The organism is Rhodoblastus sp. (assembly GCF_052145335.1).
Classification (GTDB): Bacteria; Pseudomonadota; Alphaproteobacteria; order Rhizobiales; family Beijerinckiaceae; genus Rhodoblastus.
The window spans coordinates 1-26097 of sequence record NZ_JBKQOU010000070.1 but is presented as its reverse complement, the minus strand read 5'-3'; the positions used below and the strand labels follow the sequence as shown (position 1 = coordinate 26097).

Genomic DNA, 26097 nt, shown 5'->3' with positions numbered 1-26097 from the left:
GGTAAAGCCCTTTGAGGCGAGCAGCGCGGCCTGTTGCGCGAGCTTGGGCCCGGCGACCTCCCAGTCCACGACCTCGCCCTGGACGATTGAAGCGCCGATCGGATCGAGCCCGAAGGAAACGTCGATTTTCGCCGGATCGTAGTTTCGCGCCGCGACGAGGTCGAGCCAGGCGGCAATGAAAGCGTCGGCCTCAGCCGGCAGGTCGAGCACAAGGCGCAGGCCGGCGTCGAGATGGACGTTTGCCAGCGCCGGGGCGAGGGCGGCGGCGTCGGGCAGCCCGAAACCATAAGCGCCGACCGAGCCGACAAAGGCGAGATGCAGGCCGTTGGCGCCATTTTCGAGATCGGTCAAGGCGAGGGCATTGGCGGCGTCGGCTTCGGGATGATCGACGCGGGCGGACACCGCCCATTCGCGCTCAGCGCGGAAGGCGCGCGGCTTGCCGGTGGCGCGGGCATAGAGCGGCTGAATGTCGAAACCGTCATAAGTCCTGGCGACCAGCTTTTGCAGCGGCGCTCCCTTCAAGGCGACTTCCACGCGCTGGCGCCATTGCTCGTCGGCGCCCGGCGCAAAAGTGTCGATGAAGGGCGCCGCTTGCTCGGTCGCTGCCATGGCGAAAAGTCTCCTGATTGGCTTCGCGGGACCTTTTGCCACTTTGCGCGAGCTTGCGCCAGATGTCCTTTGTCGAAGGCGGAGGAGGCCGATGAGCGCGATTTTGCTGTAATTTCGGTTTGCCGCACCCTAATAGACCCAATCAAGCTTTCCAACTCGACGCCAAAAGGTTCATAACCGATGATCAAGATCCTCGTCGCCGCATCGCTCGCCTGTCTCGCGAGTTTCGCCATTTCTTCAGGCGCCTCGGCCGATTATCGCCACATGGACCATTCGACCCAGCATCATCATCCTCATTCCGGCGCGCGTCACCACGACCGGAACCATCGCTGACGCGCGTCATCCTCGCCCGCCGAGGGTGTGAATGATCGAACTGCGCAGATCGACGTGCGGCGGATTGTCCGGCGGCGCTACGGGAGCGCCGGGATTCAACTGGCAGTTCTCCGCGACGACGCCGATCAGCACCTCGCCGTCGGTGAAATAGCGGTCGCCGCCGCCGTTCTTCCCGCGCAAGGTCGGGCCCACCCCCTGAATCTGGAAAAACGAGCGGATCGCCCCGGCCTTGCCGAGCGCCTGCCCGACAAATTCGCGTTCGGCGTCGAGATCGGGGCCGATATGATGCGTCACCTGCAAGGTGAAGTGGCTCAAGCCGACGCTGCGATCATAGCTGGCGGACGCGAGCCACAGCGGGCGGTCGTGAAAGACCTTGTCGCCGATGCGCCAGAGCCGGATGTGGTGGCGATGCGCGGCGGAAACGCCGTCGGGCAGCTGGAACGCCAGATCCTCGACGCGTCCGTCATAAAACAGCGGACTGACCGGCGCCGCCGGATCGGGGCGGTGGAGCGCGACGCTGCCGGCGATCTTCAGGCTGGAGCGCAAGGTGACCGAATCGGCCAGAATCCAGCCGGCCGAGCGAAAGGCGCATAAAACCTCGGGCTCGTCGCCCACCAGTCCGAAATTGATCGGATCGCCTTCTATGCCCTGGCTCGTGCGGGTCACCATTTCACGGCCGGCGAGCACGGCTTGCCGTTCCGCGCGCTTCCAGATCGCGGGCAGGGCGAGATAGGCCAGCACCAGCCAGATCGCCAGGACGGCTACAACGATATGAAGGCCGTGCATGGCCTGTGTTCTCCGGGTTTGATCCATTCTTTGCAGATTCCTGCCCATCAGGCGAGGGCGGCTGTTTCGACAGCATAAATCCGGTCGTCGTATTGTCGCCGCCTTTTTCGCGCATGTCGGCAGCACGACGCGGCCAGTGCAAGATGAAGTTCGGCGATTAAACGAAATTTTAAGCAATTGGCCTTCGTTTCTTGCGGCGGCTGGAATTTTTTCCCGATCCAACTGAAAACGGGTTGAGCCTCTAGTTTCTTGATTTGACGCGCTTTGTTGACGCGACCAGGCTCATCGCTTGAAAACGCTCCAATGGAATAGGCAAATGCGACTGGCGATCAATCAATGGCGGGCGGGACTGGCGGTCCTCGGCCTCACCTTGCTTCCCGGCCTGTCGGGATGCACCACGGTGGGCATGGCCGCGGCCGGCTCCGATCTCGGCTCCCACGTGAGCGACGGCGTCGCGCGCGGCGCCAGCGGCGTTGGCGGGCTTTTCGGCGGCGAGGCGGACGCGCCGGCCCATTCGACGCCGATCTTCGTCGTCTCGACTCGCAAGGGCGGCTCGCATTCGACGGAACTCACGCCCGGGGCGCAGGCCCGCGCGTCGCTCGACTTCATTTCCGTGCCGCCCGGCCACAAGGCCGGGACGATTGAAAAGCCGGGCTTCGGCAAGCCCGATCCGGCGCATCATTTCGCTTTGGTCGGCCACAGCTGGCTCGACGACGAGGACTTTCGCGCCCAAGTCGCCTCCCAGGTGTCGGGCCGCATCGGGGTCAATCGCGACGTGCTGGTTTATGTGCACGGCTTCAACACTTCCATGGAAGAGGCGCGCAACCGCCTGGCGCAAATTGTGGTGGACGGCAGGTTCGGCGGCGTGCCGGTGCTGTTCACCTGGCCGTCGAAATCGGCCTTGCTCGCCTATGGCGCCGACAAGGAAAGCGCCACCGCCTCGCGCGACGCCTATCTGAAACTGCTCGACGAACTCAGCCAGACGCCCGGCGTCGGCCGCGTACATATTCTCGCCCATTCCATGGGCACCTGGCTGACCATGGAGACGCTCCGCGAATCCGCCATCTCCGGGTCGCCCGACCTGCACGGCAAGCTTGGCGACGTCTTGCTGGCGTCGCCGGACATCGACCTGACGGTATTCAAGGCGCAGCTGGCGCGGCTCGATCCGTCGCACTTCTCGATCTTTGTCTCCAAGGGTGACCGCGCCTTGCAGGTTTCGGCCGGCATCCAGGGCGACCGCCGTCTCGGCGCCATTGATCCAGGGTCCGAGAAGGACCGTGAAATGATCGAAAAGCTGGGAGTGAAGGTCTATGATCTTTCCGATCTCTCGACCGGGCTGATCGGTCATGACAATTACGCCGAGGCGCCGCAGGCCCTACGCGAGATCGGTGCGACGATCAATGCGCCCCGCGCCTCCGAGGCCGGCGAACAGGCGGTGATCGATGCCGGCGCCGACCGCAGCGTGCGCCCGCCGCCGGGAGCGATCGCGACGGAAGCGCTGCCGCCGCCCGACGCGGCGCCGCAGGCGGCACCCGCGACGCCCGACGCGACGGCGGTCGGGAAATGATTGTTCTCTGTTAATCGGACTGTCGCAGACAGGATGCGGTCGGCGTGGCGTTCCGTGCAAAGGCCGCCACCAGAAGCGCCCAGGCCGCGATAAGGCAAAGACCGGCGCTTATATGCGTCAAGGCGACGGTCGCCTCCTGCCATGGCTGCCCGCCGCCTGCTTCGGCCTGCCGGGCTGCGAGGGGAAGAATGTCTTTTGTGCCCCACCAGCTGTTGGCGACTTCGGAGAGCGCCATCGGCCAGGTCAGCCATGCGCTCAGCCGCATCACCAGCAGCGATTTCGGGCCGACCGCGTGGTCGAACTTCAGCAGCAGGGCGGCCATTACTATGAGCAGCAGGCCGTTGAACTCGAACTGCAGATGCGCTCCGAGGGCCAATCGCGGGTAGGGCGTGTGGGGCGCGACCAGTCCCCAAATCAACCCGACAAGGACAAGCGCCAAGCCATTGAGCAATATTTCCTGACCGCCTCGCCTGATATCCATTGGCCCCTCCACGGAAAAGCCAATGATAGGCTCAAAAACGTCGATGGGCAGAAGCGTTTTTGTGTCAAACGCCGTCCGGTTACATCGGAGTGTCGGAATCGTCGGATAGCAGGCAGGGAAAGAGTTGGCGGAAAGCCCACTGCGCTCCGGCAACGCTGCGGTCGAAGCGCAGGACGACGTCAAAGCGCTTCCCGTCCCATTTGGCCGGCATGTCCGGAATGTTCTGGCCATTCGCCAGGGCTGGAAGGATCGACTTTCCAATCGACTTGTGCTCCCAGGAGATCAGCACGCATCCGGCCAGATTGACGATTTCCCGGACAAGCTGGGCTTCCTGCCCGACGGAAAAAGAGACGTTTGGCGTCAGATTCAACCGGGCGGCAAGCGGCGTGATGGTTGCGAAGGGCCGGTGGCTGCTTCCCTCGCCGGCGGCGTTGGGATCGGCGGCGTAGATCATCGAAGGTTGCGGGAAATCCAGGCCGCCACGCCCGGCTCCAAATAGCGCGGACCAACTCCCCGCGCGTTGCCAGCCGCGGATTACCAGCGATTTATCGTCCTCCACTCCGGCCAGCGTCAGGCCGGGCCCCGGCCAAGCTTCGTCGGGCTTTTCCGCATGCCGTATGATTAGGATCGTAAGCGCTGACATGGCTGCCTCCCCGGAAATTACCGCCCCGCACGGCTGATCTCGATTTGCCTTCCAAACTCAAACGGCTTGAGACGGGGGTTGTTTCCCGACAATCCGCTGCTATCGGCGGATTGTCGGAGCCCGGGGACAATTTCGCGAGCTTGCGGTCATCGATCGGCTTTGTCGGCGGCCGGCGCGGAGGAAGCCGGTTGCTGACCGTAATCGATGGCCGGCGTCTTCCTGAAAATGGAAACGAGGGCAAGCGCGATCAGCAGCACGATGACAGCCGGGATGAGGCGGTTGCGGAGCGGGACGGCGCTTGTGGAGCCGACGAAGGGAATATTCCTGTTGGCGCGCGTGTCGGGAAGAAGCGCAAAAAGGCGGTCGGCGATGGCGCTGCGATCGGCGCCGCCGCCATCCGGAATCATGCGAGCCAAGTCTTCGAGCGCGGCGGCTTTAGGCAATTTCGCGATGCGCGCCGCTTCCTTCCAGGGATCGGCGCCGGTGCGCGCGATGGCCGAAACCATGGTCAGCGAGGTTCCGTTCCCCTCGTCGCACACCACGGCATAAAGGAAAGGCTCGTATTCCGGGCCAAGCGAAGGGAAGGCTTGCGGCACGCTGGGTCCAATCCTTGAGTTATTTTGGCTATTGACGCCAATCCTCAGGCGCCGTGGAAAGCTGCCCGCTTACATCGACATGGGCGACTTCGCTTGCCGCGGGCAAAGTCGAGTCCGAAAAACGCAGGGCGAGCAGCAGTCCCTGGTCGGTCAGGAGTTGCAGGTCCGTGCGACCGAACAGACTTTTGAGCACGTCGCCCGAAAGCTGGATTTCACCGGAACCCGTGACGCCAACGGCTGGACGAAAATAGCCGTCGAGATCGAATTTTGCCGGCGCGATTTCTTTTCCGTTTTGCGTGACGACCCCGTTTCCGGAGATGCCGCCGAGATAACGCAGCGCTTGTGTCTTGAAGGCCATGGTCTCACCTGTTCTCGCCGTCAGCGGTCAAGGCGGCCGCAAGGTCTTTGGCGTCGATTGAAATCATCTGTTCCGGTCTGCCCGACGTCGCCAGAGAGGGGAGACGCAACATGGTCCCGACGCGACGAAAGGCGACAAACGACAAGCCGGTAATCTCTTCTTCGTCTGTCAACAGACGATAGGTTCCGGCCGGCTGTGGAGCTTCGAACTCTGGCAAAGCAAACGGACGCCTGAACGTTACGGTGGTTTCCGTGGTGCGTACAGGCATGTGTCGTCCTCAATGAGTCTTTTTTGGCGCCTTGATCGGCGTGAGCCTGCCCGCCGCCATCAAGGAGGGGGCCGGTTCCTTGGCCGGTTTGGCTGCTTTCGGCTTCTTGACTTCGCGGTTGCTGCGCTTGTGTTCCTGAGCCATGACAATCTCCCGATGCGTGATGGTGAAAACCCCGCAACCTTGATCAGGCGCGGGGCTTTGCATGCGCCGTGCCCTTTCCCCCGGCGAGTCCGCCTCGCGCGAGCGAGAAGAAATCGCGGGTCAAGTCGCCAGTACATCCGTGGTCGACTTGGAAAAGCGCAGGCTTAGCCGCAGGTTTTGCAACCCGCGGCAAAAAAGCGTCAGGACACGATTTCCAGCTTTTCGGCCGACATCTTGCCGCTCTTGCGGTCCGCAACGAGTTCGAAGGAAACTTTGTCACCCTCGCGCAACTGGTTGAGACCCGAGCGCTCTACGGCGCTGATGTGAACGAAGGCATCCTTGCCGCCGTCGTCCGGCGCAATGAAGCCAAAGCCTTTTTCGGAATTAAACCACTTGACGGTTCCCTGAGACATGGAAACCCCTTTCTAGAGACGTTACAAATGCACGCCAGCGCTGCCGCCGACCATCGAAATCGCATTTTTTGCTGAATGTTTGCGGCCTGCCGTTGAATAATTTCCAAAGAAAATTGACACGGAGATCCGTCTATCGACTTTCCTTAGGTGGGGGTCAGCGTCAAAAATACAAGGCCTGAGCAGATTTATCTTGTCACGCAATAGCTGACGGCGTGCTGAACGAAGTATTTTCACGAATGCAGTCCATTCGCTTTTTCTCATGAGCCGAGGGCTGCGCGAAAAATGCTGCGGGTGCTAATATGTGCGCCCACCCGCCCGCCTTGTTGGAGATCTCGTTGATCGCGCTGCGAATCCAACACAGGACGACCTATCGATACCAGCGGCAGGTGAGCCTCGGGCCGCATCGACTTATGCTGCGCCCGCGAGAAAACCGCGACCTTCGCGTGGTTTCGCATGAGGTGAGGATCAATCCCGCCGCATCGCTGACCCATTCGCAGGACGTGTTCGGCAATTCTGTCGCGGCCGCCGTTTTTGGCGTCAGCGTCGACATGCTCGTGATCGACAGCGTCACGCAACTGCAACTCGGCGCCGAGCCCTGGCCGGTGTTCGATGTCGCGGCGTCGGCCATCTCCTATCCGTTTCGCTACGCCGACGACGAGCAGACCGATCTCGGCGCCCTGATGTTCCAGCAATATTCCGATCGAAACGGCCGGTTGCGCGACTGGACCTGGGCCTTCGTCGGCGGCGTCCGGACGGATACATTGGCGCTGCTCAAGGATCTCAGTGTCGGCGTGTCGCGATGGATCAATTATCAAAGCCGGGACGACGAGGGCGTTCAGTCGCCTGTCGAGACGCTCGATCGCGGCTGGGGCTCGTGCCGCGATTTCGCGGTGCTGTTTGTCGAAGCCGCGCGCTGTCTCGGCTTTGGGGCGAGGATCGTTTCCGGCTATCTCTTTGTCGCTGACGCCAGTGTCAGCGGGTCGTCCAGTGCGGGCTCCACCCACGCCTGGGCGGAAGTTTATGTGCCCGGCGCCGGGTGGATCACCTTCGATCCCACCAACCGCAGCGTCGGCGGCTACAATCTGATTCCCGTGGCGGTGGCGCGCGACATCAGGCAGGCGATGCCGGTGGGCGGCAGTTTCGTCGGCCCCTCGGACGCCTTTCTGAGCATGTCGGTGGAAGTCGAGGTCACGGCGCAGGCCTGAGATCGGTGGCCGGAAAGGTTTTAAATGAAAAAGAGCCGCTGCATGGCGGCCCTTTCTTGCGAGGATCGAGGCTTTTGCCAATCGGCCAGAAAAGCCGTTCAGTAGTGATGGGCATAGTGGTGATGGTGATGATGATGGAACCCATGGGAGATGCTGGGACCCGCAACATAGCCTATCGCGCCTCCGCCGACGGCCCCGACAGGTCCGCCGACAATGGCGCCAGCGCCGGCGCCCATCAATCCATCGTTAAGTCGCTCCCCCGCCATTGCGGGGGCTCCGGCAAGCGCGACACCAATGATCAGCGCTGCAACATAAAAGACGTTTGTCATTTTCATATTCCTTTAGTAAGGCGCACGATAAATATTTTTGGCCAAACTATCGGCGTGCGCATAAGCATTGCTGCGACAGCTTTTCGTTTCGAAAAATCATGAATGCTTGGCTGTTTTTATAAAGTGGTGATTCAGGACAGATAAATCAAGTGTTAGCTTCGGGTGATTTGCACGCACAATCTTCTTAGCCGGCTCTAATCAGGCTCCCGGGAGCGCGATGGATGCGTTTTTATACCCGCGGGCGTCAGGTTCTTCGGGCGCCTGTGACCCGCAACAGCCAGCGAACCAGCGATGGCGCGAACCGGTTGTTCCAGTAATAGACGCGAAGCACGAAGGGATGAATGGTTTCGCGCCTTGGACGCGTGACGACGCCGGCGATCACGCGTCCGCACTCGGCGGGCGAAAGGGTGCGGATGGTTTTGGCGATCCCCGGCATATTTTCCGCCGCGCCGGGATTATGCTCGAAATATTCGGAAGAGACTCTTCCGAACACGATATGGCAGCTTTGAACGCCGGTTCCGGCAAGGTCCTGGCAAAGCGCCTCGTGCAGCCCCCGCAGCGCAAATCTCGCCGCTGTATAGCCCACCGCGCTCGGCCAAGCCATGTAACAGGCGGGCGAGTTGATGTGAACAATACGTCCCGATCCGCGTGCGAGCATGTCGCGCATGAAGGCGTAAGTGACATTATATGCGGCAAGATAGGGGGCGCCGATCATCTCTACGGCCTCCGCCGGCGGGGTGTCTTCAATGCGTTTCCATCGGCCGGCGCCGGCGCAATGAATGATGACATCGGGAATGCCGTGGCTTTTCCGGATCCGATCGGCCATCGCCAAAACTTCCTGGCCCGAGGCGGCGTCGCAGACCTCGAAGCTCGCCATCGGCCCGATCGAGGCGGCGAGTTCAGCCAGTTTCGCCTCGTTTCTCGCCACCAGCATGACGTGGAAGCCAAGGCCAGCGAGTTCTCTTGAGGCTTCCGCGCCTATGCCGCTCGAAGCTCCGGTAACAAGCGCGAATTTCTGCATCGTCCCCCCCGCCGTCAAGTGACATGCGAACTTCGGCATCATAAGCTCAAATCATCGCTGCGCGAGAACGATCAAAAAATGCTGTTTATCCATTTGGAAAAAGGGAGGACGCCAATGTCCGTTGTCGCGGATCTTGTTGAAAAAACCTTCCGATTTGTCCGTCTCGTCCCAATACACGGCGATCAACGGGATCTTTTATCTGGCGTCCGGCGCTGTGATGCTGGTCTGGCCGGGCGTGATCCAGACTGTTTTCCTGGATTCCGGTTTTGCCGGGCATGAGGAAGCGCTTTGCCGTGTGCTGGGCATGATGATCGCGGTCGTTGGTTGGCTTTACTTGTTCGGCGGCCGTTCGGGCGCAAAGCAATTCGTCGCCGCTTCGGTGTTTGACCGAGTGACGCTGGTTCCCCTGGTGCTCATACCTCTGGCGCTGGCTGGCGTGTTTCCTCATGTCATGACGACATTCGGGATTCTCGATCCAGCGCTCGGCATTGGCGCGTGGCTGCTTCTTCGCCGCCGGTCCTCAAGCGACGACGGACAATGCCGGGAAGCAAGGCGCAGCCTCGCTCGCAATGAATTTTCGGTTGTTTTCGGTCAGCAGCCCCCTGCGGCTTTCATCACTTCAGGAACCGACGCGCAAAGCGGGCGAGGGCGGGAACCGGCCGTGGGCGAAGCAGCCGCTCGTCATAGCCGGCCATCCGGCGGTCATTTTCGACAAGACATAGATCGATCAATTCCGCCGGAGACAACTCGACACCCACCGAGCTTGAGCCCTGCATGGCGAAATTGGCGTCCTGCATCTCGCCCGCGTTGTCGAGACCGCGGGCGATTCCGATTCGCTCCCAGATCAGGAACGCCCATACGGCCCATTCGGTGAGGCGGAAAATTGGGCGTTTCCACAAGGGCAGGGTGCGGCGACGCCAGGCGACCCAATTGGCGAAGAACAGGATATGACGCCCTTCTTCCTGTATCACCGGCTCAAAAGTCTCGATCAGTTCGTTGGGAAAAAAGCCGGACCGGCGCGCGCTCTCGAACAGGCCGAAGGCGAAGAAACTGTCGATACATTCGCTGTAGCCCGTCACCAGCCACGCCCACATGGGATATCTCGGCGGGGCGTATTCCGGCTCGGGGGCGAGCTTGATCCCATAAGCCTCAACCAGTTTGGAAAGGACGACCTTGTGTCGCGCCTCCTCGCCAGCGTCCATTTCCAGCGCCTCGCGCAAGACGGGGTCGTGGATGGTTTCGGCAAAAGTCTTGACCCTTATCGACGCCCTTCCTTCCGTCTGGACGGCGATGTCCCAGATCGGCAGCGATGTCACCCGCTCCAGCGCATCCGGCGCCAGTTTCGGCCAATCGATGACGGCTGGCTTGTAAGGGTTATGCGTATCGAGCAGCATCCGCGTGAACAGGCGCAAATGTTCGGGCGACCCGATCCGGATAGGGCCCGCCTCGCGCCCCGTCCAATTGCGCATGGCAAAATCGCTCGCGTCGAGCGTCGTGACGTTCCGGATCATTCGCACACCTCTCCTTCGATTCGTTCCGAAGTCGACAGCAGCTTAGCCGAGTTATTTCATCCCGCCAGTGACGCCGCGCACGATGGCGCGGGCTATCGCCGAACCGACCGAGCGCGCGACGGAATTGGTCGCCGACTGGACGATGGTCTGGCCGACCGATTTCTGCCGTCCCCTCGGTCGGAACAGGCCTTCCAGTCCCGCGCCGATCTGCGACAGCAGGCCGCCGTCCTCGTTTTGCCCGACCGGCGCGCCGGTGGCGCGCTGCTGCGCCCGCGCCTGCAGGATCTCGAATGCGGATTCGCGGTCCACGGCGACATCATATTTGCCCTTGAACGGGCTGGACGCCTGAACTTCCGTCAGTTCCGCAGCGGTGATCGGGCCGACGCGCGAAGCGGGCGGCGCGATCAGATCGCGCGACACGATGGCCGGGGCGCCGCTCTCCTCCATCATAGAAACCAAGGCTTCCCCGACCTTGAGCTTGGTGATGACATCGGCGGTGCTGAAGGCGGGATTCTGGCGAAAAGTCTCGGCGGCGACATTGACCGCCTTCTGGTCGCGCGGCGTGAAGGCGCGTAGCGCATGCTGGACGCGATTGCCCAATTGACCGAGCACGATGTCCGGCACGTCGATCGGACTCTGGGTGACGAAATAAACGCCGACGCCCTTGGAGCGGATCAGCCGCACGACTTGTTCGATGGCGCGCAGCAGGGCTTTTGGCGCGTCGTCGAACAGGAAATGCGCCTCGTCGAAAAAGAACACCAGCTTCGGCTTGTCGAGATCGCCGACTTCCGGCAGGCGGGCGAAAAGCTCGGACAGCAGCCAGAAAAGGAAAGTCGCATAGAGATGCGGGCTGCGGATCAGCTTGTCGGCTCGCAAGATATGGATGAAGCCGCGCCCGTCCACGTCCTTGAGCAAGAGATCGTTGATGTCGAGGGCCGGTTCGCCGAAGAATTTGTCGGCGCCCTGATTGTCCAGCACCAGCAGGCGCCGCTGGATCGCGCCGATGCTCGCCGGCGCGACATTGCCGTAGCGGGCTTGCAATTCGCTGGCGTTTTCCGAGACATAGCCGAGAATGGCGCGCAGGTCCTTCATGTCGAGCAGGGCGAGGCCCTGTTCGTCGGCGACGCGAAAGGCGATGTTGAGCACGCCTTCCTGGGTGTCGTTGAGTTCGAGAATCCGCGCCAGCAGCAGCGGGCCCATTTCGGCGACGGTGGCGCGAACCGGATGGCCGCTTTCGCCGAAAATGTCCCAGAAGACGCAGCGGAACTGGTCCGGCTCATATTTGACGCCGATCTCCGCGGCGCGCGCGACGAAGGGTTTTGCGCCGTCGCCGGGCATGGCGATCCCGGAAAGGTCCCCCTTGACGTCGGCGGCGAAAACACTGACCCCCGCCTCGCAAAAACCTTCCGCCAGCTTTTGCAGCGTCACCGTCTTGCCGGTCCCGGTCGCGCCGGCGACGAGGCCGTGGCGATTGGCGTAGCGCAGCAGCAGGTAGTCGTAATCGTCGCTCTTGCCAACGAGAATCTTGCCGGGAATTTTTCGCGGGTCTTCGGCCATGGAGGGAATCGCTCTTTCTGCCTGATTATGTCAGAGGATAATGCGCGCGGCCGCTTCTGGCGAGTTTTTCGCGCCCGTCCAGCATGAGTGTCGGAGATTTTTTGGCGCTATGTCCCTTGCACAAGCCGAGCTTGAGCCGCACGCCGCAAACCCGACCGATCTGCCGCTGGCGGCGCGCTGGCGCATTTTCGCCTATCTCGCGGCCCTGATCGCCATTCTCGGCCTCGGCGACCCCAATGAGGGCCTGCTCAACCTGCCGGTCTCGTTCCTGCTCAAGAATAAATTGCAGTTGCAGGCGCATGAAATGGCCAATTTTCGGCTGGTCTCGGCCCTGCCGCTCTATTTCGCCGCGGTGTTTGGCTTCATCCGCGATAGCTGGCATCCGTTCGGCATGAGGGATCGCGGCTTCATGATCCTGTTCAGCCTGATCGGCTGCGTCCTCGACCTGATTTTCGCCTTCACGCCGGTGTCGACCTTTTCTTTGCTCGCCGCTATCCTGACGCTGACCACCGCCTTCCTGTTCGTCTCCAGCGCCCAGAACGGCCTGTCCTCGACCATCGGCCAGCAGCATGTCATGTCGGGCCGGGTCAGCGCGGTCTGGTCGATTTTCGGCATGGTTCCGGTGGTGACGACTTTCGTGCTCGGCGGAAAATTCAGCGATCTTCTCGAAGGCAGCGATCCCGAATTGGCGGCGCGGGTGATGTTTCTTGCCGGAGCGGCGATGACGGGGCTGGTCCTGATCTATGCGCTTTGGCGGCCCGCCGTGGTCTATGACAACGTCCATCACGAGGATCCGGACGTTCACCGCCCGCGCGCCGATTTGATCAGGCTGGCGAAGCATTGGCCGATCTATCCGGCGCTGGCGATCTGGCTGTTGTGGAATTTCAATCCCGGCGCCTCGACGCCGCTGCAATATCATCTGCAGAACCAGCTTCACGGCTCCGACGGCGACTGGGGCGTGTGGAACGCCATCTATTGGGGCTCCTATATCCCGACCTTCATTCTCTATGGCCTGCTCTGCCGGCGCGTCGCTTTGAAAAAACTTCTGCTGTGGAGCACGGTCTTCGCCGTGCCGCAATTCGCGCCGCTCTTGTTCGTGCATTCGGTGAGCGGGGCGATGATCGCCGCCGTCTCGATCGGACTTATGGGCGGCATGGCCAACGCCGCCTATCTCGATCTTCTGATTCGCTCCTGTCCGCCCGGCCTGCAGGGCACGGTGCTGATGATGTCCACCGCGCTCTATTATGTCGCGACGCGTTTTGGCGACGTCTGGGGAACCAGCCTTTACGAGAATTACGGCGGCTTCGAAATCTGCGTGGTGATGACTATTGTTGTCTACGCCGCCATCCTGCCGATCCTCTGGCTGATCCCGAAAGACCTGACCGCGACGGCCGACGGCGAAGTCGCCGCGGCAAAGACTTCCAGCGACAAGACGGCGCTTTCAATGACCTTCAGAAAAAGCTAATGGTCCGCGCATGATCTGGCTCGTTTTCGCAATCCTGACTGGACTCGCGGTTTTTGCCCTGCTTTGGCCCTTGTCGCGCTCCGCGCCCAAACCCCGCGAGGACGCGGCGGACGTCGCCTTTTATCGCGCGCAGATCGCCGAGATCGACGCCGAGCTTTTACGCGGGATGCTCGACAAGGATCAGGCGGAGGCCGCCAAGGCGCAGGCTGGGCGCCGGCTGCTCGCGGCGGCGCCGGAGGAAGTGGCGCTCACGAATTCGCCCCGTGCGAGAAGGATCGCGGCGCTGTTGGCGATTTTCGCCATCCCGGCCTTGGCGCTCGGGCTTTACACCAGGATTGGCCATCCGGACTTGCCGGATTTGCCGCGCGAAAAACGGCTGGCCAGCGAGCCGTCGGCGATGGACATCGGCGCCGCCGTGGCGAAAATCGAGGCGCATCTCGCCGCTCACCCGGACGATGGCCGCGCCTATGAAGTCGTCGCCCCGGTCTACCTTCGCATGGGCCGGTTCGACGACGCCGTTCATGCCCGCGAACAGGCGATCAAACTTTTAGGCGATACCGCCGAGCGCCGAGTGCGTTACGCCGAAGCTCTGGCCTATGCCTCTGACGGCGTGGTGACGCCCGAGGCCGAGGAGCAGGTCCGTCGCGCTCTCGCCATCGATCCGAAATATATGGAAGCGCGTTATTTCCTGGGACTAGGGGCAGCGCAGCACGACGACGTCGAGGGCGCACGCAAAATCTGGAGCGAAATGATCGCCGAACTGCCGGCCGATTCGCCGGTCGCCAAGGCGGTGGCGGAAAAGCTCGCCATGCTCGACGCGCCGGTCGAGGGCGCCCCGGCGGCCTCCGGGACGGCGCCTATGCCGGCGGCTTCCGCCGCCGCTGTCGCCGCGCAGCCGAGGGATGAGCAGCAGAAGACCATCAACGCCATGGTCGAGCGTCTGGCGCAGCGTCTAGCCGCGCAGGGCGGCGACGCGCAAGAGTGGCAGCGCCTTATTCGCGCCTATAAAGTATTGAATGAGCAGGACAAGGCGCAGGCCGCTCTCGCTGAGGCGCAACAAGCCTTGAAGAACGACGCCGCGGCGCAGCAGAACTTAAGCTCTTTGGCGCAGGAACTGGGGTTGAAGCAGAAATGACGCGCAAGCAGAAAAGGCTGACCTTGATCTTTTCTGCGCTCGGCCTGCTCGGCCTGGCGGTCGGGATGGTGCTTTTCGCCCTGCGCGACAATGTGGTGTTTTTCTATGGCCCGACCGAAATGACGGAAAAGAATGTCGGCCCCGGCCAGCGCCTGCGCATCGGCGGTCTGGTGAAACCCGGCACGCTGGTCCATCTCGATGGCAAGAGCATTACTTTCGAAGTCACCGACGGCAAGAACGACGTGCCGGTGTCCTATACCGGGCTGTTGCCCGACCTGTTCAAGGAAGGGCAGGGCGTGGTGGCCGAAGGCGCGCTGAACCAGGCGCATGTTTTCGCGGCGGATTCCATTCTCGCCAAGCATGACGAGCGCTACATGCCGCGCGAAGTCGCCGACGCCTTGAAAAAACAGGGCGTCTGGCAGGAACAGGGCGCCAAGGTCAGCGCCGGAGCGACAACCCAATGATCGATGAGATCGGACATTACGCGCTGGTTCTGGCGCTGGCGCTCGCAGTGATGCAGATGGTGCTGCCGTTCTGGGGCGCGCGGGCGCGCGACGCCCAGTTGATGGCGCTGGCTCGGCCGGCCGCCCTGGCGCAATTCGCCTTTGTCGCCTTGTCCTATGCGGCCTTGACCTATGCCCATGTGGTTTCGGATTTCTCGCTGGCCAATGTGGTGGAGAATTCCCATTCGGCCAAGCCGCTGATCTATAAAATCTCGGGCGTCTGGGGCAATCACGAAGGCTCGATGATGCTCTGGGCGCTGATCCTGACCCTGAGCGGCGCCGCCATGGCGACCTTTTCGCGGACGATACCGCCGCGCCTGCTCGCCGACGCGCTGTCGGTCCAGGGCTGCCTCGGCGTCGCCTTCCTGCTGTTCATCCTGTTGACCTCCAATCCTTTCGCGCGGCTGTCGCCGGCGCCGATGGAGGGCAACGATCTCAATCCGATCCTGCAGGACCCCGGCCTCGCCATCCATCCGCCCTTGCTCTATCTCGGCTATGTCGGCTTTTCGATCGTGTTTTCGCTTGCCGCCGGCGCGCTGATCGGCGGACGCATCGACGCCGCCTTCGCCCGTTTCATCCGTCCTTGGACGCTCGCCGCCTGGTGCTTTCTGACGCTCGGCATCGCCATGGGCTCCTACTGGGCCTATTACACCCTGGGCTGGGGCGGCTTCTGGTTCTGGGACCCGGTGGAAAACGCCTCGCTTCTGCCCTGGCTCGCCGGAACGGCGCTGGTCCATTCCGCCGCGGTGATGGAAAAGCGCGAGGCGCTGAAAATCTGGACGATCTTCCTCGCGATTCTCACCTTTTCGCTGTCGCTGCTCGGCACTTTCCTGGTGCGCTCCGGCGTGTTGACCTCGGTTCACGCCTTCGCCAGCGATCCGCAGCGCGGTCTGTTCATCCTCGGCATTCTTGTGCTGTTCATCGGCGGCTCGCTGTTCCTGTTCATGCTGCGCGCCCCGACCCTGTCGCAAGGTGGGCTGTTCGCGCCGATCTCGCGCGAGGGCGCGCTGGTGGTGAACAATCTCCTGCTTTCGGCCGCCTGCGCCGCCGTGTTCGTCGGCACGCTCTATCCCTTGGCTCTGGAGGCGTGGAACGGCGACAAGATTTCGGTCGGCGCGCCGTTCTTCAACCTGACCTTCGGGCCGCTGTTCGCGCCGCTCCTGCTGCTGATGCCGATCGGGCAGAATCTGGCCTGGAAACGCGGCGATTTTTTTGCCGCCGCGCAACGCCTCTATTTCGCCGCCGCCTGCGGCTTCGCCGCCATGGCGGCGTTTTATTGGGCGCATGGCGCGCCGGTGGTGGCTTTCGTGGGCGCGGGCGTGGCGATCTATCTGATCGTCGGCTCTTTCGTCGAGGTTTTCAGCCGCATTTTCCCCGCCGGCCTGCGCGCTTCGAAGAACGTTTTTTCCCGTGCGAAAGGCCTGCCCTTGTCGGCCTGGGGGGCGGCCTTCGCCCATGCCGGGCTCGGCGTCACCATGCTCGGCCTGGCGGCGAGCGGCTGGGGCGCGGAAAAGATCGTGTCGATGAAAACCGGCGAGTCATACAGCGTCGGCCCTTATCAATTGCAGGTCATCGCCATGACCTCGGATGCGGGGCCGAATTACAAGGAGGCCGTCGCCCATATGAGCGTCAGTCGCGATGGCGCCATTGTCGCCCTGATCGAACCGTCGAAGCGCTTTTTCACCACCCGCCGGATGGGGACGTCGCAGGCGGGCATCGTGACGCTCAATTTCGGCCAGATCTATGTCAGCATCGCCGACCAGAATGAAAACGGGACGCTCGACGCGCGGCTCTACTGGAAGCCGCTGGTGTCGCTGATCTGGCTCGGCGCCCTGGTGATGGCTTTCGGCGGCGGCCTGTCCCTGAGCGACCGGCGGTTGCGGGTGGGAGTCGCCCACCGCGCGGCCAAGGCTTTCGGCGCCTCCGCCCGGACCGCGAGCTGAGCCATGCGTAAAAAAGTTTTCGGGCTTTTCGCTTTGCTGGTTCTGGCGCTCGGCGCAGCGGCCCCGGCCTTAGCCGTGCAACCCGACGAAATCCTTGCCGACGCCAGGCTTGAACAAAGGGCGCGGAAAATTTCCGCCGGCCTGCGCTGTCTCGTCTGCCAGAACCAGTCGATCGACGATTCCGACGCGACGCTGGCCAAGGACCTCCGCGTTCTGGTGCGCGAACATTTGCAGGCCGGCGACAGCGACGAGCAGATTCGCGCCTTTCTCGTCGCGCGCTACGGCAATTTTATCCTGTTGAAGCCGCCCTTCGCCTGGGACACGGCTATGCTCTGGCTGTCGCCCTTCGTCCTGCTGGCTCTGGGCGGCGCCGCCATGGTCGGCTACAGCCGCAGCAAGCGCACGGAAAAGCCCGCGGCGCCGCTTTCGGTCGATGAGAGCGAAAAGCTCAAGGCGCTGCTGGGCGACCAGCCCGGCGGGCAGGCGTGACACTCCGCGACGCCTCCTGAAAGATTACCAAATGTTCATGCAGCAGAAACGGCGGCGTAAGCCGTCGTCTCCCATATTAACCATCGAAGCGACTGCAGAGGTTTTCCAATCGGAGCGTTACCCCCCGCCGAGTTCGGAAAACGCGTAAATGCAGAAAGCCTGATCCATGAAATTGCAGCATCATGGATCAGGCCCTCGCTGATTTTTCAATATGGAGTCCCTGATGGTGAACTGGTCCCCGCGCACCCCCCGCAGTGAACTGTCGCCTTTCCGCGAAAGACGCCAGTCGCCCGTGCGCGTGTTATTGCTCGGCGCCGTCGGCGCCGCCGCTCTTTTTGGCGCCGCTTCCAGCCTCGCTCTGCTTCCCGCCCATGCCGAAGCGCCGGTTAACCAGGGCCTGGTTTTCGCCAGCCCGCCCTCCTTCGCCGACATGGTCGATCACGTCAAAGGCGCGGTCGTCGCGGTCAAGGTCAATGTTGTTGAGAAGGCCGACGCGGAAAATCCGGGCGCGGGCGAAGGCCTGCCTCCCGGCATGCCGCCGCTGTCGCCCGACGATCCCCTCTATCGTTTCTTCAAGCGGTTTGGCGGCCCGAACGGCATGCCCAATGGCGGTCCCTTGCCCCATTCCCACAAAGGCCAGGCGCTGGGCTCCGGCTTCATCATTTCCAGCGACGGCTATGTCGTGACCAACAACCATGTCGTGGACAGCGCCACCGACGTGACGATAACGCTCGACGGCGGCAAGTCGGTTCCGGCGAAGATCATCGGCGTCGACAAGAAAACCGATCTGGCCTTGCTGAAAATCACCGAGGGCGGCCCTTACCCCTATGTGCAGTTTTCTGAAACCATGCCGCGCGTCGGCGATTGGGTGATCGCGGTAGGCAATCCCTTCGGCCTCGGCGGAACGGTGACGGCGGGCATTGTTTCCGCGCGTGGCCGCGACATCGGCTCCGGCCCCTATGATGACTTCCTGCAGATCGACGCGGCGGTCAACCGCGGCAATTCCGGCGGTCCGACCTTCAACGCCAAGGGCGATGTGGTTGGCGTCAACACCGCGATCTATTCGCCCTCAGGCGGCAGCGTCGGCATCGGGTTCGCCATTCCGTCGGAAGTCGCCAAGGACGTGATCGACGCGCTCAGGACCAAGGGCACGGTGGCGCGTGGCTATATCGGCGTGCAGATCCAGCCGGTGACGCAGGAAATCGCCGAAAGCCTCGGCCTGAAATCGACCAGCGGCGCGCTGGTGGCGCAGGCCCAGCCCAACACGCCGGCTGCTAGCGCGGGCATCGCCTCCGGTGACGTCATCACCGGCGTCAACGGTGAAAAGGTCGAAGGCCCACGCGAATTGTCGCGCAAGATCGCGGCGCTCGGCCCCGACGCCAAGGTCGACCTGACCTTTATCCACAATGGCGCCGACAAGACCGCCAGCCTCAAGCTCGGGCAGTTGCCATCCGACAAGGAGGCCAAGGCCGAAACGGTTCCGGAAAAAGCGGCCAAGACGTCGCTCTCCGGGTTCGGCTTCAGCCTGTCGCCGGCGAACTCGGTAGCTGGCGCCGGCAAGGAGGGCGCGGTGGTGACCGAACTCGATCCTGAAGGGGTCGCCGCGCAGAAAGGCCTGCGTGCCGGAGACGTGATCCTCGACGCCGGCGGCAAGCCGGTCGCCGGGCCGGAAGACGTGGTCAAGGCGCTGGATACGGCGAAAAAGGAAGGCCGCCACGCCGTGCTGCTGCGCGTGAAATCCGGTGACAACATGCATTTTCTGGCTATCTCCTCCGATCCGTCGTGAGGGGGTCGGCGCATAATTAATGCGCCGTAACTGGCGGCAGATCGGGACACCCCCTCCCGATCTGCCGTTTTTTTATGATTTTTTGCGCAGCGGCGCGTAATTTCGCTGTTTCGTAATTCCCAAGCTCCGCGCTAAAATGCCTCCATGCGCATTCTCATCATCGAAGACGATTCCCAAGCCAGCGCCTATCTGGTCAAGGCTTTTCGCGAGGCTGGGCACATGGCGGATTCCGCCGCCGACGGACTTTCCGGCTATGCGCTCGCCGAGAGCGGCGGCTATGACGTGCTGATCGTCGATCGCATGCTGCCCAAGCTCGACGGATTGTCGCTGATCGGAGGATTGCGGGCGCAGAAGATCGAAACCCCGGTGCTGATCCTTTCGGCGCTTGGCCAGGTCGACGACCGCGTCAAAGGCTTGCGCGCCGGGGGCGACGATTACCTGTCGAAACCTTACGCTTTCGCCGAACTGCTCGCCCGCGTCGAAATCCTGTCGCGCCGCCGCCCGGGCGGATTGGGCGAGGAGGCGTTTTACCGCGTCGGCGACCTCGAACTGGATCGCCTGAAACACAAGGTATTTCGCGCCGGCAAGGAGATCGTGCTGCAGCCGCGCGAATTTCGGTTGCTGGAATATCTGATGCGCCACGCCGGCCAGGTGGTGACCCGCACGATGCTCCTGGAAAATGTCTGGGATTATCACTTCGATCCGCAAACCAACGTGATCGACGTGCATATCTCGCGGTTGCGCGGGAAAATCGACAAGGGACATCACGTCCCCTTGCTGCAAACGGTGCGTGGCGCCGGCTATTCCCTGCGCGAAGGGGCGGCGTGAGACTCGTCTTGCGAGGGGGAGTTAATCTCGCAAGATATCCGCAATCAGATGCGGGCTGCGACTTCTTGTCGTCAGATAGAGGCCGTGGGCTTCAAATCCTCCTTCGGGCCGACCTGGCCCATAAGATACTCGCTGCGTTGTCTTGGGGCTATTCGGAGCGCTCCGTCACTCCGGGAGAAAAAGACATGAATGATTCCGACTGTTTGAAAACTGGCATGCGCCTGAGGGTCGTCGAACAAATCATGAGGCCCGCGGCCTTGACCTCGACCAGGACCTCGCCCTCCCTTGGCGTGGGCGTCAGGCGCTCGACCAGCGCCAAAGCGGAAAGATCGCCGGTTTGCGAAAAAGACAAGGCCTGCACGATGGGCGCTCCCGAATTGCTGGCTGCGGCTTAATAGCCGTCTGACGATTCGGCAATGGCCGATGAGCGCGAGTCCGGGACGGCGTCTTCCTCGGCCCAGCGCTGCGCCGTCGCTCCAATCGCGTCGAGAATGTCCTTCAACTCCGCGCCGCGCGCCGTCAGGCTGTAAAAGACCTGTGGTGGAATGGTTGGGCGCTGGTCACGCAGGACCAGCCCGTCCGCCTCCAACCGCCGCAATCTTCCAGTCAGGACTTTTGGGGAAATGCCGGGCATATGGGCGCGGAACTCGCCGAAGCGCAGCACGCCGTTCTGGCGCAAAAGATAGAGAATATAAGTCGTCCATGGTCCGGCGATCTTGTTCAGCAGGCTGTCGACCGGGCATTCGTCATGGCTGTTCCTGCCTTCGCCCATCACAAATCTCCGCTTATGCAATCAGTATCCTTTAGGTAACTACTTTCAAAAAGAAATCAAGTCGCCTATGTCGGTGGCGTCGCCTCTCGAAGGGGCGAGGAAAAGGGACTTCGACCATGACGAAAATCGCCATCGTTTACTATTCCGGCTATGGCCACACCGCCAAACAGGCGGAAGCCGTGCTTGAAGGCGCGGCCTCGGTCGCTGACGCCAAGCTTTACCGCATCGATGCGAACGGCGACCTGCCGGAGGGCGAATTCGAGGCGCTGGCGGGCGCCGACGCCATCATCTACGGCAGCCCGACCTATATGGGCGGAGCGGCCTGGCAGTTCAAAAAATTCGCCGACGCCTCGTCCAAACCCTGGTTCGGCCAGGCCTGGAAGAACAAGGTCGCGGCGGGTTTCACCAATTCGGCCTCGGTCAATGGCGACAAATTTTCGACCATCTCCTATTTCGTCACGCTGGCCATGCAGCACGGCCAGATCTGGGTCGGCGCCGGGCTGATGCCGAGCAACACCAAGGCGCATGGTCCGGACGACGTCAACTGGACGGCGGGGTCCGCCGGCGCCCTCGCGATCTCGCCCGCCGACGCCTCGCCGGCAGAAGCGCCGCGCAAAGGCGATCTCGAAACGGCGCGACTGTTGGGCGTCCGCGTTGCGGAACTGGCGAAGAAGCTGAAGGGCTAAAAACTTCGCAACCGTCATTGCGAGGAGCGAAAGCGACGAAGCAATCCAGTGGCCTGTCCAGACCGGAATGCTTCGCTCCGCTCGCAATGATGGTCGCCCTACCGCCCCACCGCCCGCCAACCGATGTCGCGGCGGCAAAAGCCTTCGGGGAAATCGATGGCGTCGACGCCGCGATAGGCCAGAGCCTGCGCCTGCGCCACATCGTCGGCGAGCGCGGTGATATTGAGCACGCGGCCGCCGTTGGCGACCAGCTTTCCGTCCACCAGCTTGGCGCCCGCAATGGTGACGCTGACGCCCTCGATCCGCTCGGCCTTGTCGATCCCTTCGATCAACCCGCCCTTGCGCGGCGCCGCCGGATAATTCTGCGCCGCCAGCACCACGGTGAGCGCGGTCTTGTCGGACAGATGCACCGCGTCGGGCAGGCGACCGCCGGCGCAGGCGAGCAGCAGGCCGAGCAGATCGTCCTGCAGCCGCGCCAGCATCACCTGGCATTCCGGATCGCCGAAACGCGTATTGAATTCGATCAGTTTTGGCCCGTCGCGGCCGATCATCAGTCCGGCGAACAGAACTCCTTTGAACGGGGAGCCCTCGGCCTTCATCGCTGCGACGGTCGGCTCGATGATTTCCGCCATGACCCGCGCGGAAATTTCAGGCGTCATCACCGGCGCCGGGGAATAAGCGCCCATGCCGCCGGTATTGGGGCCGGTGTCGCCATCGCCGACCCGTTTGTGATCCTGCGCCGAGGCGAAGGCCAAGGCCTTGGCGCCGTCGCAAAGCGCGAAAAACGAGACCTCCTCGCCTTCGAGAAAGGCCTCGATCACCACTTCCGCGCCCGCTTCGCCAAAGGCCCCGGCGAACATGTCCTCCACCGCCGCTTCGGCCTCGGACGGGGTCATGGCGACGACCACGCCCTTGCCGGCGGCGAGCCCGTCCGCCTTGACGACAATCGGCGCGCCCTGTTCGCGCAAATAGGCCAGCGCCGGTTCGCGCGTGGTGAATCGTTTATAGGCTCCGGTGGGGATGTGATATTTGGCGCAAAGGTCTTTGGTGAAGCCTTTCGAGCCCTCGAGCCGCGCGGCGGCCTTGCTCGGCCCGAAAGCTTGCAAGCCAGCAGCCTCCAGCGCGTCGACCAGTCCCTCGACCAAGGGCTGCTCGGGCCCGATCACGACAAAACCGACGTTCTGCACACGGCAGAAGGCGATCACGGCGTCGAAATCGGTGGCGTCGAGCGCGACATTATACGCAATCCTCGCCGTGCCGGGATTGCCCGGCGCGACGAACAGTTTTTCCAGCTGTGGGCTTTTGGCGAGCGCAACGGCGAGCGCATGTTCGCGGCCGCCTGAGCCGATAAGAAGGATGTTCATGAATGGCCTCGTTTCGCTGTCTGTTTAGGCGAGGCCGAGCAACGTTTCAACTTTGCCGCATCACCACGAAATGTCAGCGTTGACACGGCTGCGTACGTCTTCAAGCGTGAGGCTGCGGAAAAACTCATGCCAGGGCTGCGGAACGAGATAATCCATCTTGCCGTCGGCGTCCCAGACCATCGCCACCGTGCCTTTGAGTCCGGAGGCGTTCGACAAGGACTGCAATTGCCCGATCGTCGCTTCCTGCTGACTCAGTGAGGCGCGGGCGAAAGAACTATCCATGATGACGATCACCATTTCCTGGCCTTGTTCGTTCAGTTGGGCGACCTTTATCGACGGCATGGCGGCTCCATGGGATATTTTTCGTCTGTCGAGCATATTCGGCGCCAAATCTTCCGCTCGCCAGAGCGGGCCCAAAATTGTTAGCCTTGTTCCATGAGCGAATCCGCCCCGCTGACCAACGCGCCCGAACTCACCGTCTCCGAACTGTCGGGGGCGCTGAAGCGCGCCATCGAGGACCAGTTCGGCCATGTCCGGCTACGCGGCGAAATTTCCAATTATCGCGGGCCTCATTCTTCCGGCCACGCCTATTTCTGTCTGAAGGACGCCAACGCCCGCATCGACGCGGTGGTGTGGAAAGGCGTGTTCTCCCGTTTGCGCACCAAGCCGCAGGAGGGGCTCGAGGTTATCGCCACAGGAAAAATCACCACTTTTCCGGGAAAATCTTCCTATCAGATCGTCATCGAGCAGTTGGAGCCGGCGGGTCTTGGCGCGCTGATGGCGCTGCTCGAAGAGCGACGCAAGAAACTCGCCGCCGAGGGAATGTTCGACGAGGCGCGCAAGAAAAAGCTTCCCTTTTTGCCCAAGATCATCGGCATCGTCACTTCGCCGACCGGAGCTGTGATCCGCGATATTCTCCACCGCCTGCACGACCGTTTTCCGCGCCACGTTATGGTCTGGCCGGTGCGGGTGCAGGGCGAGACATCGGCGCAGGAAGTGGCCAACGCCATTCGCGGCTTCAACGCCTTGAAACCGGGCGACAAAATTCCGCGTCCCGACCTGCTGATCGTCGCGCGCGGCGGCGGATCGCTGGAAGACCTCTGGAGTTTTAACGAGGAAGAAGTTTTGCGGGCGGCGGCCGAGAGCCAAATTCCGCTGATTTCGGCGATCGGCCACGAGACCGACTGGACTTTGCTCGATCTCGTCGCCGATCTGCGCGCGCCCACGCCGACCGGCGCCGCCGAAAAGGCCGTGCCGGTGCGCTCCGAACTCATCAGCGATGTCGCCGATTTGTCGCGCCGCCATACCGACGCGATTTTCCGCGCCCTCGATCGCCGCCGCACCGACCTGCGGGCTTTGGCGCGCGCGCTGCCGGGCGGCGAATCGCTGCTCGCCACGCCGCGCCAAAGGCTGGACCGGGCGGGCGAAAAGATGCGCGCCTCGCTGCTGGCCTCGCTCGGCAGGCGGCAACTGGCTCTGGCGCAGGCGTCGCGTCTGCTGGCGCGCCACGCGCCGCAGGCCGAATTACAGCGGGTGACGGGGCGGCTGAACACTTTGTCCTTTCGTCTGGACGCCGCCCGCGCGCCGCTGACGCAAAGGCGGCGGGAAAGACTGGAGACGCTGGCGAAAAGCTTTCACGCGGCTCTCGCCTCCCGCGGAAGGCTGCTACGGCGCGATCTGGCGGCGCGGGAGCAAGGGCGTCAGGTTCTGGCGGCCCGGCTTTCCGCCGCGCTCGCGGCGTCGATGGGCCGCCGCCGCGAAAAACTCGCGCATCTCGATCAATTGCGTTTCGCGCTCGGCTACGGCGCGATTTTGCAGCGCGGTTTCGCCTTGGTGCGCGACGCGACGGGCGCCGCCGTCCATTCCGTCACCCAGGCGCCGCCGGGTACTTCGCTCAGCCTGCAATTTTCCGACGGCAGGATCGCGGCGACGGCGGAAGGCGCCTTTGATGGCGCTCCGGCGAAGAAACCAAGAAATGCGACGAAAAAACCGCCGGAAGGCGGGCAGGGAAGCTTGTTCTAGGAAGCGCGACTTGCGCTCGATTCTGGAATAGGAATAAATTTCCTTTGACCTGGATCAAAATGCTTATCGCCCTCCTGACCGACATTCACGCCAATCGCGAAGCCTTCGACGTCTGCCGAGCGGAAGCGCGGCGCCTCGGCGCGGAAAAATTCGTCTATCTCGGCGATCTCGTCGGCTATGGCGCAGATCCTTCCTATATCGTCGATTGCGTCGCGCAGGATTGCGCTCACGGCGCCGTCAGCCTGATGGGAAATCACGATCTGGCCGCCGTGGAAGGGCCCGGCGACTATATGAATTCCGCTGCCTGCAAGGCGATCGAATGGACGGCGGGAAAACTCGACGCCGCGCAGAGCGCCTTTCTCGCCGCCATGCCCTTCACCGCCACAACCCGCAACGGCGCGAGCGTGGAGACGCTTTACGTCCATGGCGACGCCAGCGCGCCGGAAAGATTCATCTACGTCATCGGAGCCGAGGTGGCGGAGCGTTCGCTCAACGCGACCTCGGCGCAGGTCACCTTCTGCGGCCATGTGCATCGGCCGCAGCTGTATCATATGGCGCCCGGCAAGCCGCCGGCGCCATTCACTCCCACCGCCAACCTGCCGACGCCCTTGGCGCGCAGCCGGCGCTGGCTGTCGGTTCTCGGCGCCGTCGGCCAGCCGCGCGACGGCAACCCGCTCGCCGCTTTCGCCCTCTACGACGACGCGCGCGGCGCCCTCAATACCATCCGTGTGCCCTACGACATCGACAAGGCGGCGCAGAAAATTCTCGCGGCGGGCCTGCCGGAGTTTTTAGCGGAACGGCTGTATGAGGGACGGTAATTTTGCAATCCAAAACCGATATCCGCAGGAATAGGCGGCTATCAGCGGGGAGCGGACAACCGCCGAAGTCACCGATAAAGGAAAAGTCGGCAGAAGCCGGTCGTTGGTCGGGTGACGAGTGGCAATGGATAAGCGGCCATTGGCGGGAGGGCGGGTGGCGCCACATGATGTCTGGCAAATAGGCGCCACGGATGGCGCGCAGCGCCTTTCCCGATCATCGATCAAGCATGACGGCGACGGAGCCAGCCCTTGAGTTTCAGGCCGTCGCGCATGTTGAGGCCGAGCAGGGTGATGTTCACGCCCCCCGCAACGAGTTCGAGCGCCTGCACGAGGTAGAAGTTCGTGTCGAACTCACCGGCGCTAGCCTTGGATGCAAGAAACAGCGCTGAGGGGATGAGAAGGAGAATGCCGTTGCCTGCGATGAACGGCATGCGCTTGAACTTGGTTCCTACCAGGCCAACCCGC

General features: G+C 62.6%; 29 protein-coding genes and 1 pseudogene. 15 read left to right on the top strand and 15 right to left on the bottom strand.

What is annotated here, in order from left to right; genetic code table 11:
- Positions 1–609 (bottom strand): methylmalonyl-CoA mutase family protein (locus ACLP2E_RS05115; RefSeq protein ID WP_442465326.1); only part of this gene is annotated, 609 nt, incomplete at its 3' end.
- 180 nt (positions 610–789) lie between these two features.
- On the opposite strand from ACLP2E_RS05115, the gene ACLP2E_RS05110 reads away from it, so the two are divergent.
- The gene (locus ACLP2E_RS05110) at positions 790–942 is read left to right on the top strand and encodes a hypothetical protein (RefSeq protein WP_442465325.1); all 153 of its coding nucleotides are present in this window, start codon (positions 790–792) and stop codon (positions 940–942) included.
- Positions 943–948: 6 nt separating this feature from the next.
- On the opposite strand, the gene ACLP2E_RS05105 is transcribed toward ACLP2E_RS05110, so the two are convergent.
- A complete protein-coding gene (locus ACLP2E_RS05105) occupies positions 949–1728 on the bottom strand; it encodes an LssY C-terminal domain-containing protein (RefSeq protein WP_442465324.1) in 780 nt (259 codons plus the stop codon).
- Between the two features lie 316 nt (positions 1729–2044).
- On the opposite strand from ACLP2E_RS05105, the gene ACLP2E_RS05100 reads away from it, so the two are divergent.
- On the top strand, positions 2045–3295 hold the full coding sequence (locus tag ACLP2E_RS05100) for an alpha/beta hydrolase (protein ID WP_442465323.1): 1251 nt from the start codon (positions 2045–2047) through the stop codon (positions 3293–3295).
- A gap of 10 nt (positions 3296–3305) precedes the next feature.
- Here the strand turns inward: ACLP2E_RS05100 and ACLP2E_RS05095 are convergent, their stop codons facing one another.
- From ACLP2E_RS05095 to ACLP2E_RS05070, 6 genes are all read right to left on the bottom strand, one after another.
- Complete coding sequence (locus ACLP2E_RS05095) at positions 3306–3776, bottom strand: hypothetical protein (protein ID WP_442462000.1); 471 nt, start codon at positions 3774–3776, stop codon at positions 3306–3308.
- Positions 3777–3855: 79 nt separating this feature from the next.
- Positions 3856–4419, bottom strand: a complete 564-nt coding sequence (locus tag ACLP2E_RS05090; protein ID WP_442462001.1) for a histidine phosphatase family protein — start codon at positions 4417–4419, stop codon at positions 3856–3858.
- Positions 4420–4565: 146 nt separating this feature from the next.
- Positions 4566–5015, bottom strand: a complete 450-nt coding sequence (locus tag ACLP2E_RS05085; protein ID WP_442462002.1) for a hypothetical protein — start codon at positions 5013–5015, stop codon at positions 4566–4568.
- Positions 5016–5043: 28 nt separating this feature from the next.
- Positions 5044–5373: a hypothetical protein gene (locus ACLP2E_RS05080; RefSeq protein ID WP_442462003.1), complete on the bottom strand. Its 330-nt coding sequence runs from the start codon at positions 5371–5373 to the stop codon at positions 5044–5046.
- Positions 5374–5650: 277 nt separating this feature from the next.
- On the bottom strand, positions 5651–5848 hold the full coding sequence (locus tag ACLP2E_RS05075; RefSeq protein ID WP_442462004.1) for a hypothetical protein: 198 nt from the start codon (positions 5846–5848) through the stop codon (positions 5651–5653).
- 137 nt (positions 5849–5985) lie between these two features.
- Positions 5986–6198 (bottom strand): cold-shock protein, encoded by a 213-nt coding sequence (locus tag ACLP2E_RS05070; RefSeq protein WP_442462005.1) that lies wholly within the window; start codon positions 6196–6198, stop codon positions 5986–5988.
- Between the two features lie 335 nt (positions 6199–6533).
- Between ACLP2E_RS05070 and ACLP2E_RS05065 the strand changes: the two genes are divergently transcribed.
- Together ACLP2E_RS05065 and ACLP2E_RS05060 are read left to right on the top strand one after the other, a co-directional pair.
- A complete protein-coding gene (locus ACLP2E_RS05065; RefSeq protein ID WP_442465322.1) occupies positions 6534–7403 on the top strand; it encodes a transglutaminase family protein in 870 nt (289 codons plus the stop codon).
- Positions 7404–7408: 5 nt separating this feature from the next.
- Entirely contained in the window at positions 7409–7834 is a 426-nt protein-coding gene (locus ACLP2E_RS05060; RefSeq protein ID WP_442462007.1) for a hypothetical protein, read from the top strand.
- Between the two features lie 142 nt (positions 7835–7976).
- On the opposite strand, the gene ACLP2E_RS05055 is transcribed toward ACLP2E_RS05060, so the two are convergent.
- The 3 genes from ACLP2E_RS05055 to ACLP2E_RS05045 all read right to left on the bottom strand — a co-directional run bounded on the left by ACLP2E_RS05055 (position 7977) and on the right by ACLP2E_RS05045 (position 11821).
- Positions 7977–8753: an SDR family NAD(P)-dependent oxidoreductase gene (locus ACLP2E_RS05055; RefSeq protein WP_442462008.1), complete on the bottom strand. Its 777-nt coding sequence runs from the start codon at positions 8751–8753 to the stop codon at positions 7977–7979.
- Positions 8754–9367: 614 nt separating this feature from the next.
- On the bottom strand, positions 9368–10264 hold the full coding sequence (locus ACLP2E_RS05050; protein ID WP_442462009.1) for a hypothetical protein: 897 nt from the start codon (positions 10262–10264) through the stop codon (positions 9368–9370).
- A 51-nt stretch (positions 10265–10315) separates the two neighbouring features.
- Positions 10316–11821: a helicase HerA-like domain-containing protein gene (locus tag ACLP2E_RS05045; protein ID WP_442462010.1), complete on the bottom strand. Its 1506-nt coding sequence runs from the start codon at positions 11819–11821 to the stop codon at positions 10316–10318.
- A 109-nt stretch (positions 11822–11930) separates the two neighbouring features.
- Here ACLP2E_RS05045 and ACLP2E_RS05040 point away from each other — a divergent pair, with 109 nt between their 5' ends.
- The 8 genes from ACLP2E_RS05040 to ACLP2E_RS05005 all read left to right on the top strand — a co-directional run bounded on the left by ACLP2E_RS05040 (position 11931) and on the right by ACLP2E_RS05005 (position 20365).
- Positions 11931–13286, top strand: coding sequence for an MFS transporter (locus tag ACLP2E_RS05040; protein WP_442465321.1), 1356 nt, complete (start codon positions 11931–11933; stop codon positions 13284–13286).
- Between the two features lie 10 nt (positions 13287–13296).
- Positions 13297–14421 carry a c-type cytochrome biogenesis protein CcmI gene (gene ccmI / locus ACLP2E_RS05035; RefSeq protein ID WP_442462012.1) on the top strand — a complete coding sequence of 375 codons (1125 nt, stop codon included), beginning with the start codon at positions 13297–13299 and terminating at the stop codon, positions 14419–14421.
- Positions 14418–14885 carry a cytochrome c maturation protein CcmE gene (gene ccmE, locus ACLP2E_RS05030; protein WP_442465320.1) on the top strand — a complete coding sequence of 156 codons (468 nt, stop codon included), beginning with the start codon at positions 14418–14420 and terminating at the stop codon, positions 14883–14885. The genes ccmI and ccmE overlap by 4 nt, the downstream gene beginning before the upstream one ends.
- Complete coding sequence (locus ACLP2E_RS05025; protein ID WP_442465319.1) at positions 14882–16867, top strand: heme lyase CcmF/NrfE family subunit; 1986 nt, start codon at positions 14882–14884, stop codon at positions 16865–16867. The genes ccmE and ACLP2E_RS05025 overlap by 4 nt, the downstream gene beginning before the upstream one ends.
- 3 nt (positions 16868–16870) lie before the next feature.
- Positions 16871–17356 (top strand): cytochrome c-type biogenesis protein, encoded by a 486-nt coding sequence (locus tag ACLP2E_RS05020; protein WP_442462015.1) that lies wholly within the window; start codon positions 16871–16873, stop codon positions 17354–17356.
- Between the two features lie 223 nt (positions 17357–17579).
- Positions 17580–19142: a Do family serine endopeptidase gene (locus ACLP2E_RS05015; protein ID WP_442462016.1), complete on the top strand. Its 1563-nt coding sequence runs from the start codon at positions 17580–17582 to the stop codon at positions 19140–19142.
- A 144-nt stretch (positions 19143–19286) separates the two neighbouring features.
- Complete coding sequence (locus tag ACLP2E_RS05010; protein WP_442462017.1) at positions 19287–19970, top strand: winged helix-turn-helix domain-containing protein; 684 nt, start codon at positions 19287–19289, stop codon at positions 19968–19970.
- Positions 19971–20155: 185 nt separating this feature from the next.
- Positions 20156–20365, top strand: coding sequence for a hypothetical protein (locus tag ACLP2E_RS05005; RefSeq protein WP_442462018.1), 210 nt, complete (start codon positions 20156–20158; stop codon positions 20363–20365).
- Here ACLP2E_RS05005 and ACLP2E_RS05000 read toward each other — a convergent pair.
- Positions 20362–20742, bottom strand: a complete 381-nt coding sequence (locus ACLP2E_RS05000) for a winged helix-turn-helix transcriptional regulator (RefSeq protein WP_442462019.1) — start codon at positions 20740–20742, stop codon at positions 20362–20364. The two genes, ACLP2E_RS05005 and ACLP2E_RS05000, sit on opposite strands and share 4 nt — an antisense overlap.
- A 116-nt stretch (positions 20743–20858) precedes the next feature.
- Between ACLP2E_RS05000 and ACLP2E_RS04995 the strand changes: the two genes are divergently transcribed.
- Positions 20859–21428, top strand: a complete 570-nt coding sequence (locus ACLP2E_RS04995) for a flavodoxin family protein (RefSeq protein ID WP_442465318.1) — start codon at positions 20859–20861, stop codon at positions 21426–21428.
- Between the two features lie 98 nt (positions 21429–21526).
- Here ACLP2E_RS04995 and purD read toward each other — a convergent pair whose 3' ends face one another.
- Together purD and ACLP2E_RS04985 are read right to left on the bottom strand one after the other, a co-directional pair.
- Entirely contained in the window at positions 21527–22792 is a 1266-nt protein-coding gene (gene purD / locus ACLP2E_RS04990) for a phosphoribosylamine--glycine ligase (protein WP_442462021.1), read from the bottom strand.
- Positions 22793–22852: 60 nt separating this feature from the next.
- On the bottom strand, positions 22853–23134 hold the full coding sequence (locus tag ACLP2E_RS04985) for a hypothetical protein (protein ID WP_442462022.1): 282 nt from the start codon (positions 23132–23134) through the stop codon (positions 22853–22855).
- 93 nt (positions 23135–23227) lie between these two features.
- On the opposite strand from ACLP2E_RS04985, the gene xseA reads away from it, so the two are divergent.
- Entirely contained in the window at positions 23228–24814 is a 1587-nt protein-coding gene (gene xseA, locus ACLP2E_RS04980) for an exodeoxyribonuclease VII large subunit (protein WP_442465317.1), read from the top strand.
- A gap of 59 nt (positions 24815–24873) precedes the next feature.
- Positions 24874–25632, top strand: coding sequence for a metallophosphoesterase family protein (locus ACLP2E_RS04975; RefSeq protein ID WP_442465327.1), 759 nt, complete (start codon positions 24874–24876; stop codon positions 25630–25632).
- 221 nt (positions 25633–25853) lie between these two features.
- Here ACLP2E_RS04975 and ACLP2E_RS04970 read toward each other — a convergent pair.
- Positions 25854–26097: pseudogene (locus ACLP2E_RS04970) on the bottom strand (hypothetical protein); the annotation flags it as partial.

Bases quoted from the DNA above. Each gene is read 5' to 3' on its own strand.
- ACLP2E_RS05075 (WP_442462004.1), bottom strand. From the start codon at position 5,848: ATGCAAAGCCCCGCGCCTGATCAAGGTTGCGGGGTTTTCACCATCACG.
- ACLP2E_RS04975 (WP_442465327.1), top strand. From the start codon at position 24,874: ATGCTTATCGCCCTCCTGACCGACATTCACGCCAATCGCGAAGCCTTC.
- ACLP2E_RS05110 (WP_442465325.1), top strand. From the start codon at position 790: ATGATCAAGATCCTCGTCGCCGCATCGCTCGCCTGTCTCGCGAGTTTC.
- ACLP2E_RS05005 (WP_442462018.1), top strand. From the start codon at position 20,156: ATGAATGATTCCGACTGTTTGAAAACTGGCATGCGCCTGAGGGTCGTC.
- ACLP2E_RS05105 (WP_442465324.1), bottom strand. From the start codon at position 1,728: ATGCACGGCCTTCATATCGTTGTAGCCGTCCTGGCGATCTGGCTGGTG.
- ACLP2E_RS05090 (WP_442462001.1), bottom strand. From the start codon at position 4,419: ATGTCAGCGCTTACGATCCTAATCATACGGCATGCGGAAAAGCCCGAC.
- ACLP2E_RS05050 (WP_442462009.1), bottom strand. From the start codon at position 10,264: ATGATCCGGAACGTCACGACGCTCGACGCGAGCGATTTTGCCATGCGC.
- ACLP2E_RS05025 (WP_442465319.1), top strand. From the start codon at position 14,882: ATGATCGATGAGATCGGACATTACGCGCTGGTTCTGGCGCTGGCGCTC.
- ccmI (WP_442462012.1), top strand. From the start codon at position 13,297: ATGATCTGGCTCGTTTTCGCAATCCTGACTGGACTCGCGGTTTTTGCC.
- purD (WP_442462021.1), bottom strand. From the start codon at position 22,792: ATGAACATCCTTCTTATCGGCTCAGGCGGCCGCGAACATGCGCTCGCC.
- xseA (WP_442465317.1), top strand. From the start codon at position 23,228: ATGAGCGAATCCGCCCCGCTGACCAACGCGCCCGAACTCACCGTCTCC.
- ACLP2E_RS05095 (WP_442462000.1), bottom strand. From the start codon at position 3,776: ATGGATATCAGGCGAGGCGGTCAGGAAATATTGCTCAATGGCTTGGCG.
- ACLP2E_RS05100 (WP_442465323.1), top strand. From the start codon at position 2,045: ATGCGACTGGCGATCAATCAATGGCGGGCGGGACTGGCGGTCCTCGGC.
- ACLP2E_RS05040 (WP_442465321.1), top strand. From the start codon at position 11,931: ATGTCCCTTGCACAAGCCGAGCTTGAGCCGCACGCCGCAAACCCGACC.
- ccmE (WP_442465320.1), top strand. From the start codon at position 14,418: ATGACGCGCAAGCAGAAAAGGCTGACCTTGATCTTTTCTGCGCTCGGC.
- ACLP2E_RS05070 (WP_442462005.1), bottom strand. From the start codon at position 6,198: ATGTCTCAGGGAACCGTCAAGTGGTTTAATTCCGAAAAAGGCTTTGGC.
- ACLP2E_RS05055 (WP_442462008.1), bottom strand. From the start codon at position 8,753: ATGCAGAAATTCGCGCTTGTTACCGGAGCTTCGAGCGGCATAGGCGCG.
- ACLP2E_RS05015 (WP_442462016.1), top strand. From the start codon at position 17,580: ATGGTGAACTGGTCCCCGCGCACCCCCCGCAGTGAACTGTCGCCTTTC.
- ACLP2E_RS05045 (WP_442462010.1), bottom strand. From the start codon at position 11,821: ATGGCCGAAGACCCGCGAAAAATTCCCGGCAAGATTCTCGTTGGCAAG.
- ACLP2E_RS04995 (WP_442465318.1), top strand. From the start codon at position 20,859: ATGACGAAAATCGCCATCGTTTACTATTCCGGCTATGGCCACACCGCC.
- ACLP2E_RS05020 (WP_442462015.1), top strand. From the start codon at position 16,871: ATGCGTAAAAAAGTTTTCGGGCTTTTCGCTTTGCTGGTTCTGGCGCTC.
- ACLP2E_RS05080 (WP_442462003.1), bottom strand. From the start codon at position 5,373: ATGGCCTTCAAGACACAAGCGCTGCGTTATCTCGGCGGCATCTCCGGA.
- ACLP2E_RS05000 (WP_442462019.1), bottom strand. From the start codon at position 20,742: ATGGGCGAAGGCAGGAACAGCCATGACGAATGCCCGGTCGACAGCCTG.
- ACLP2E_RS05010 (WP_442462017.1), top strand. From the start codon at position 19,287: ATGCGCATTCTCATCATCGAAGACGATTCCCAAGCCAGCGCCTATCTG.
- ACLP2E_RS04985 (WP_442462022.1), bottom strand. From the start codon at position 23,134: ATGCCGTCGATAAAGGTCGCCCAACTGAACGAACAAGGCCAGGAAATG.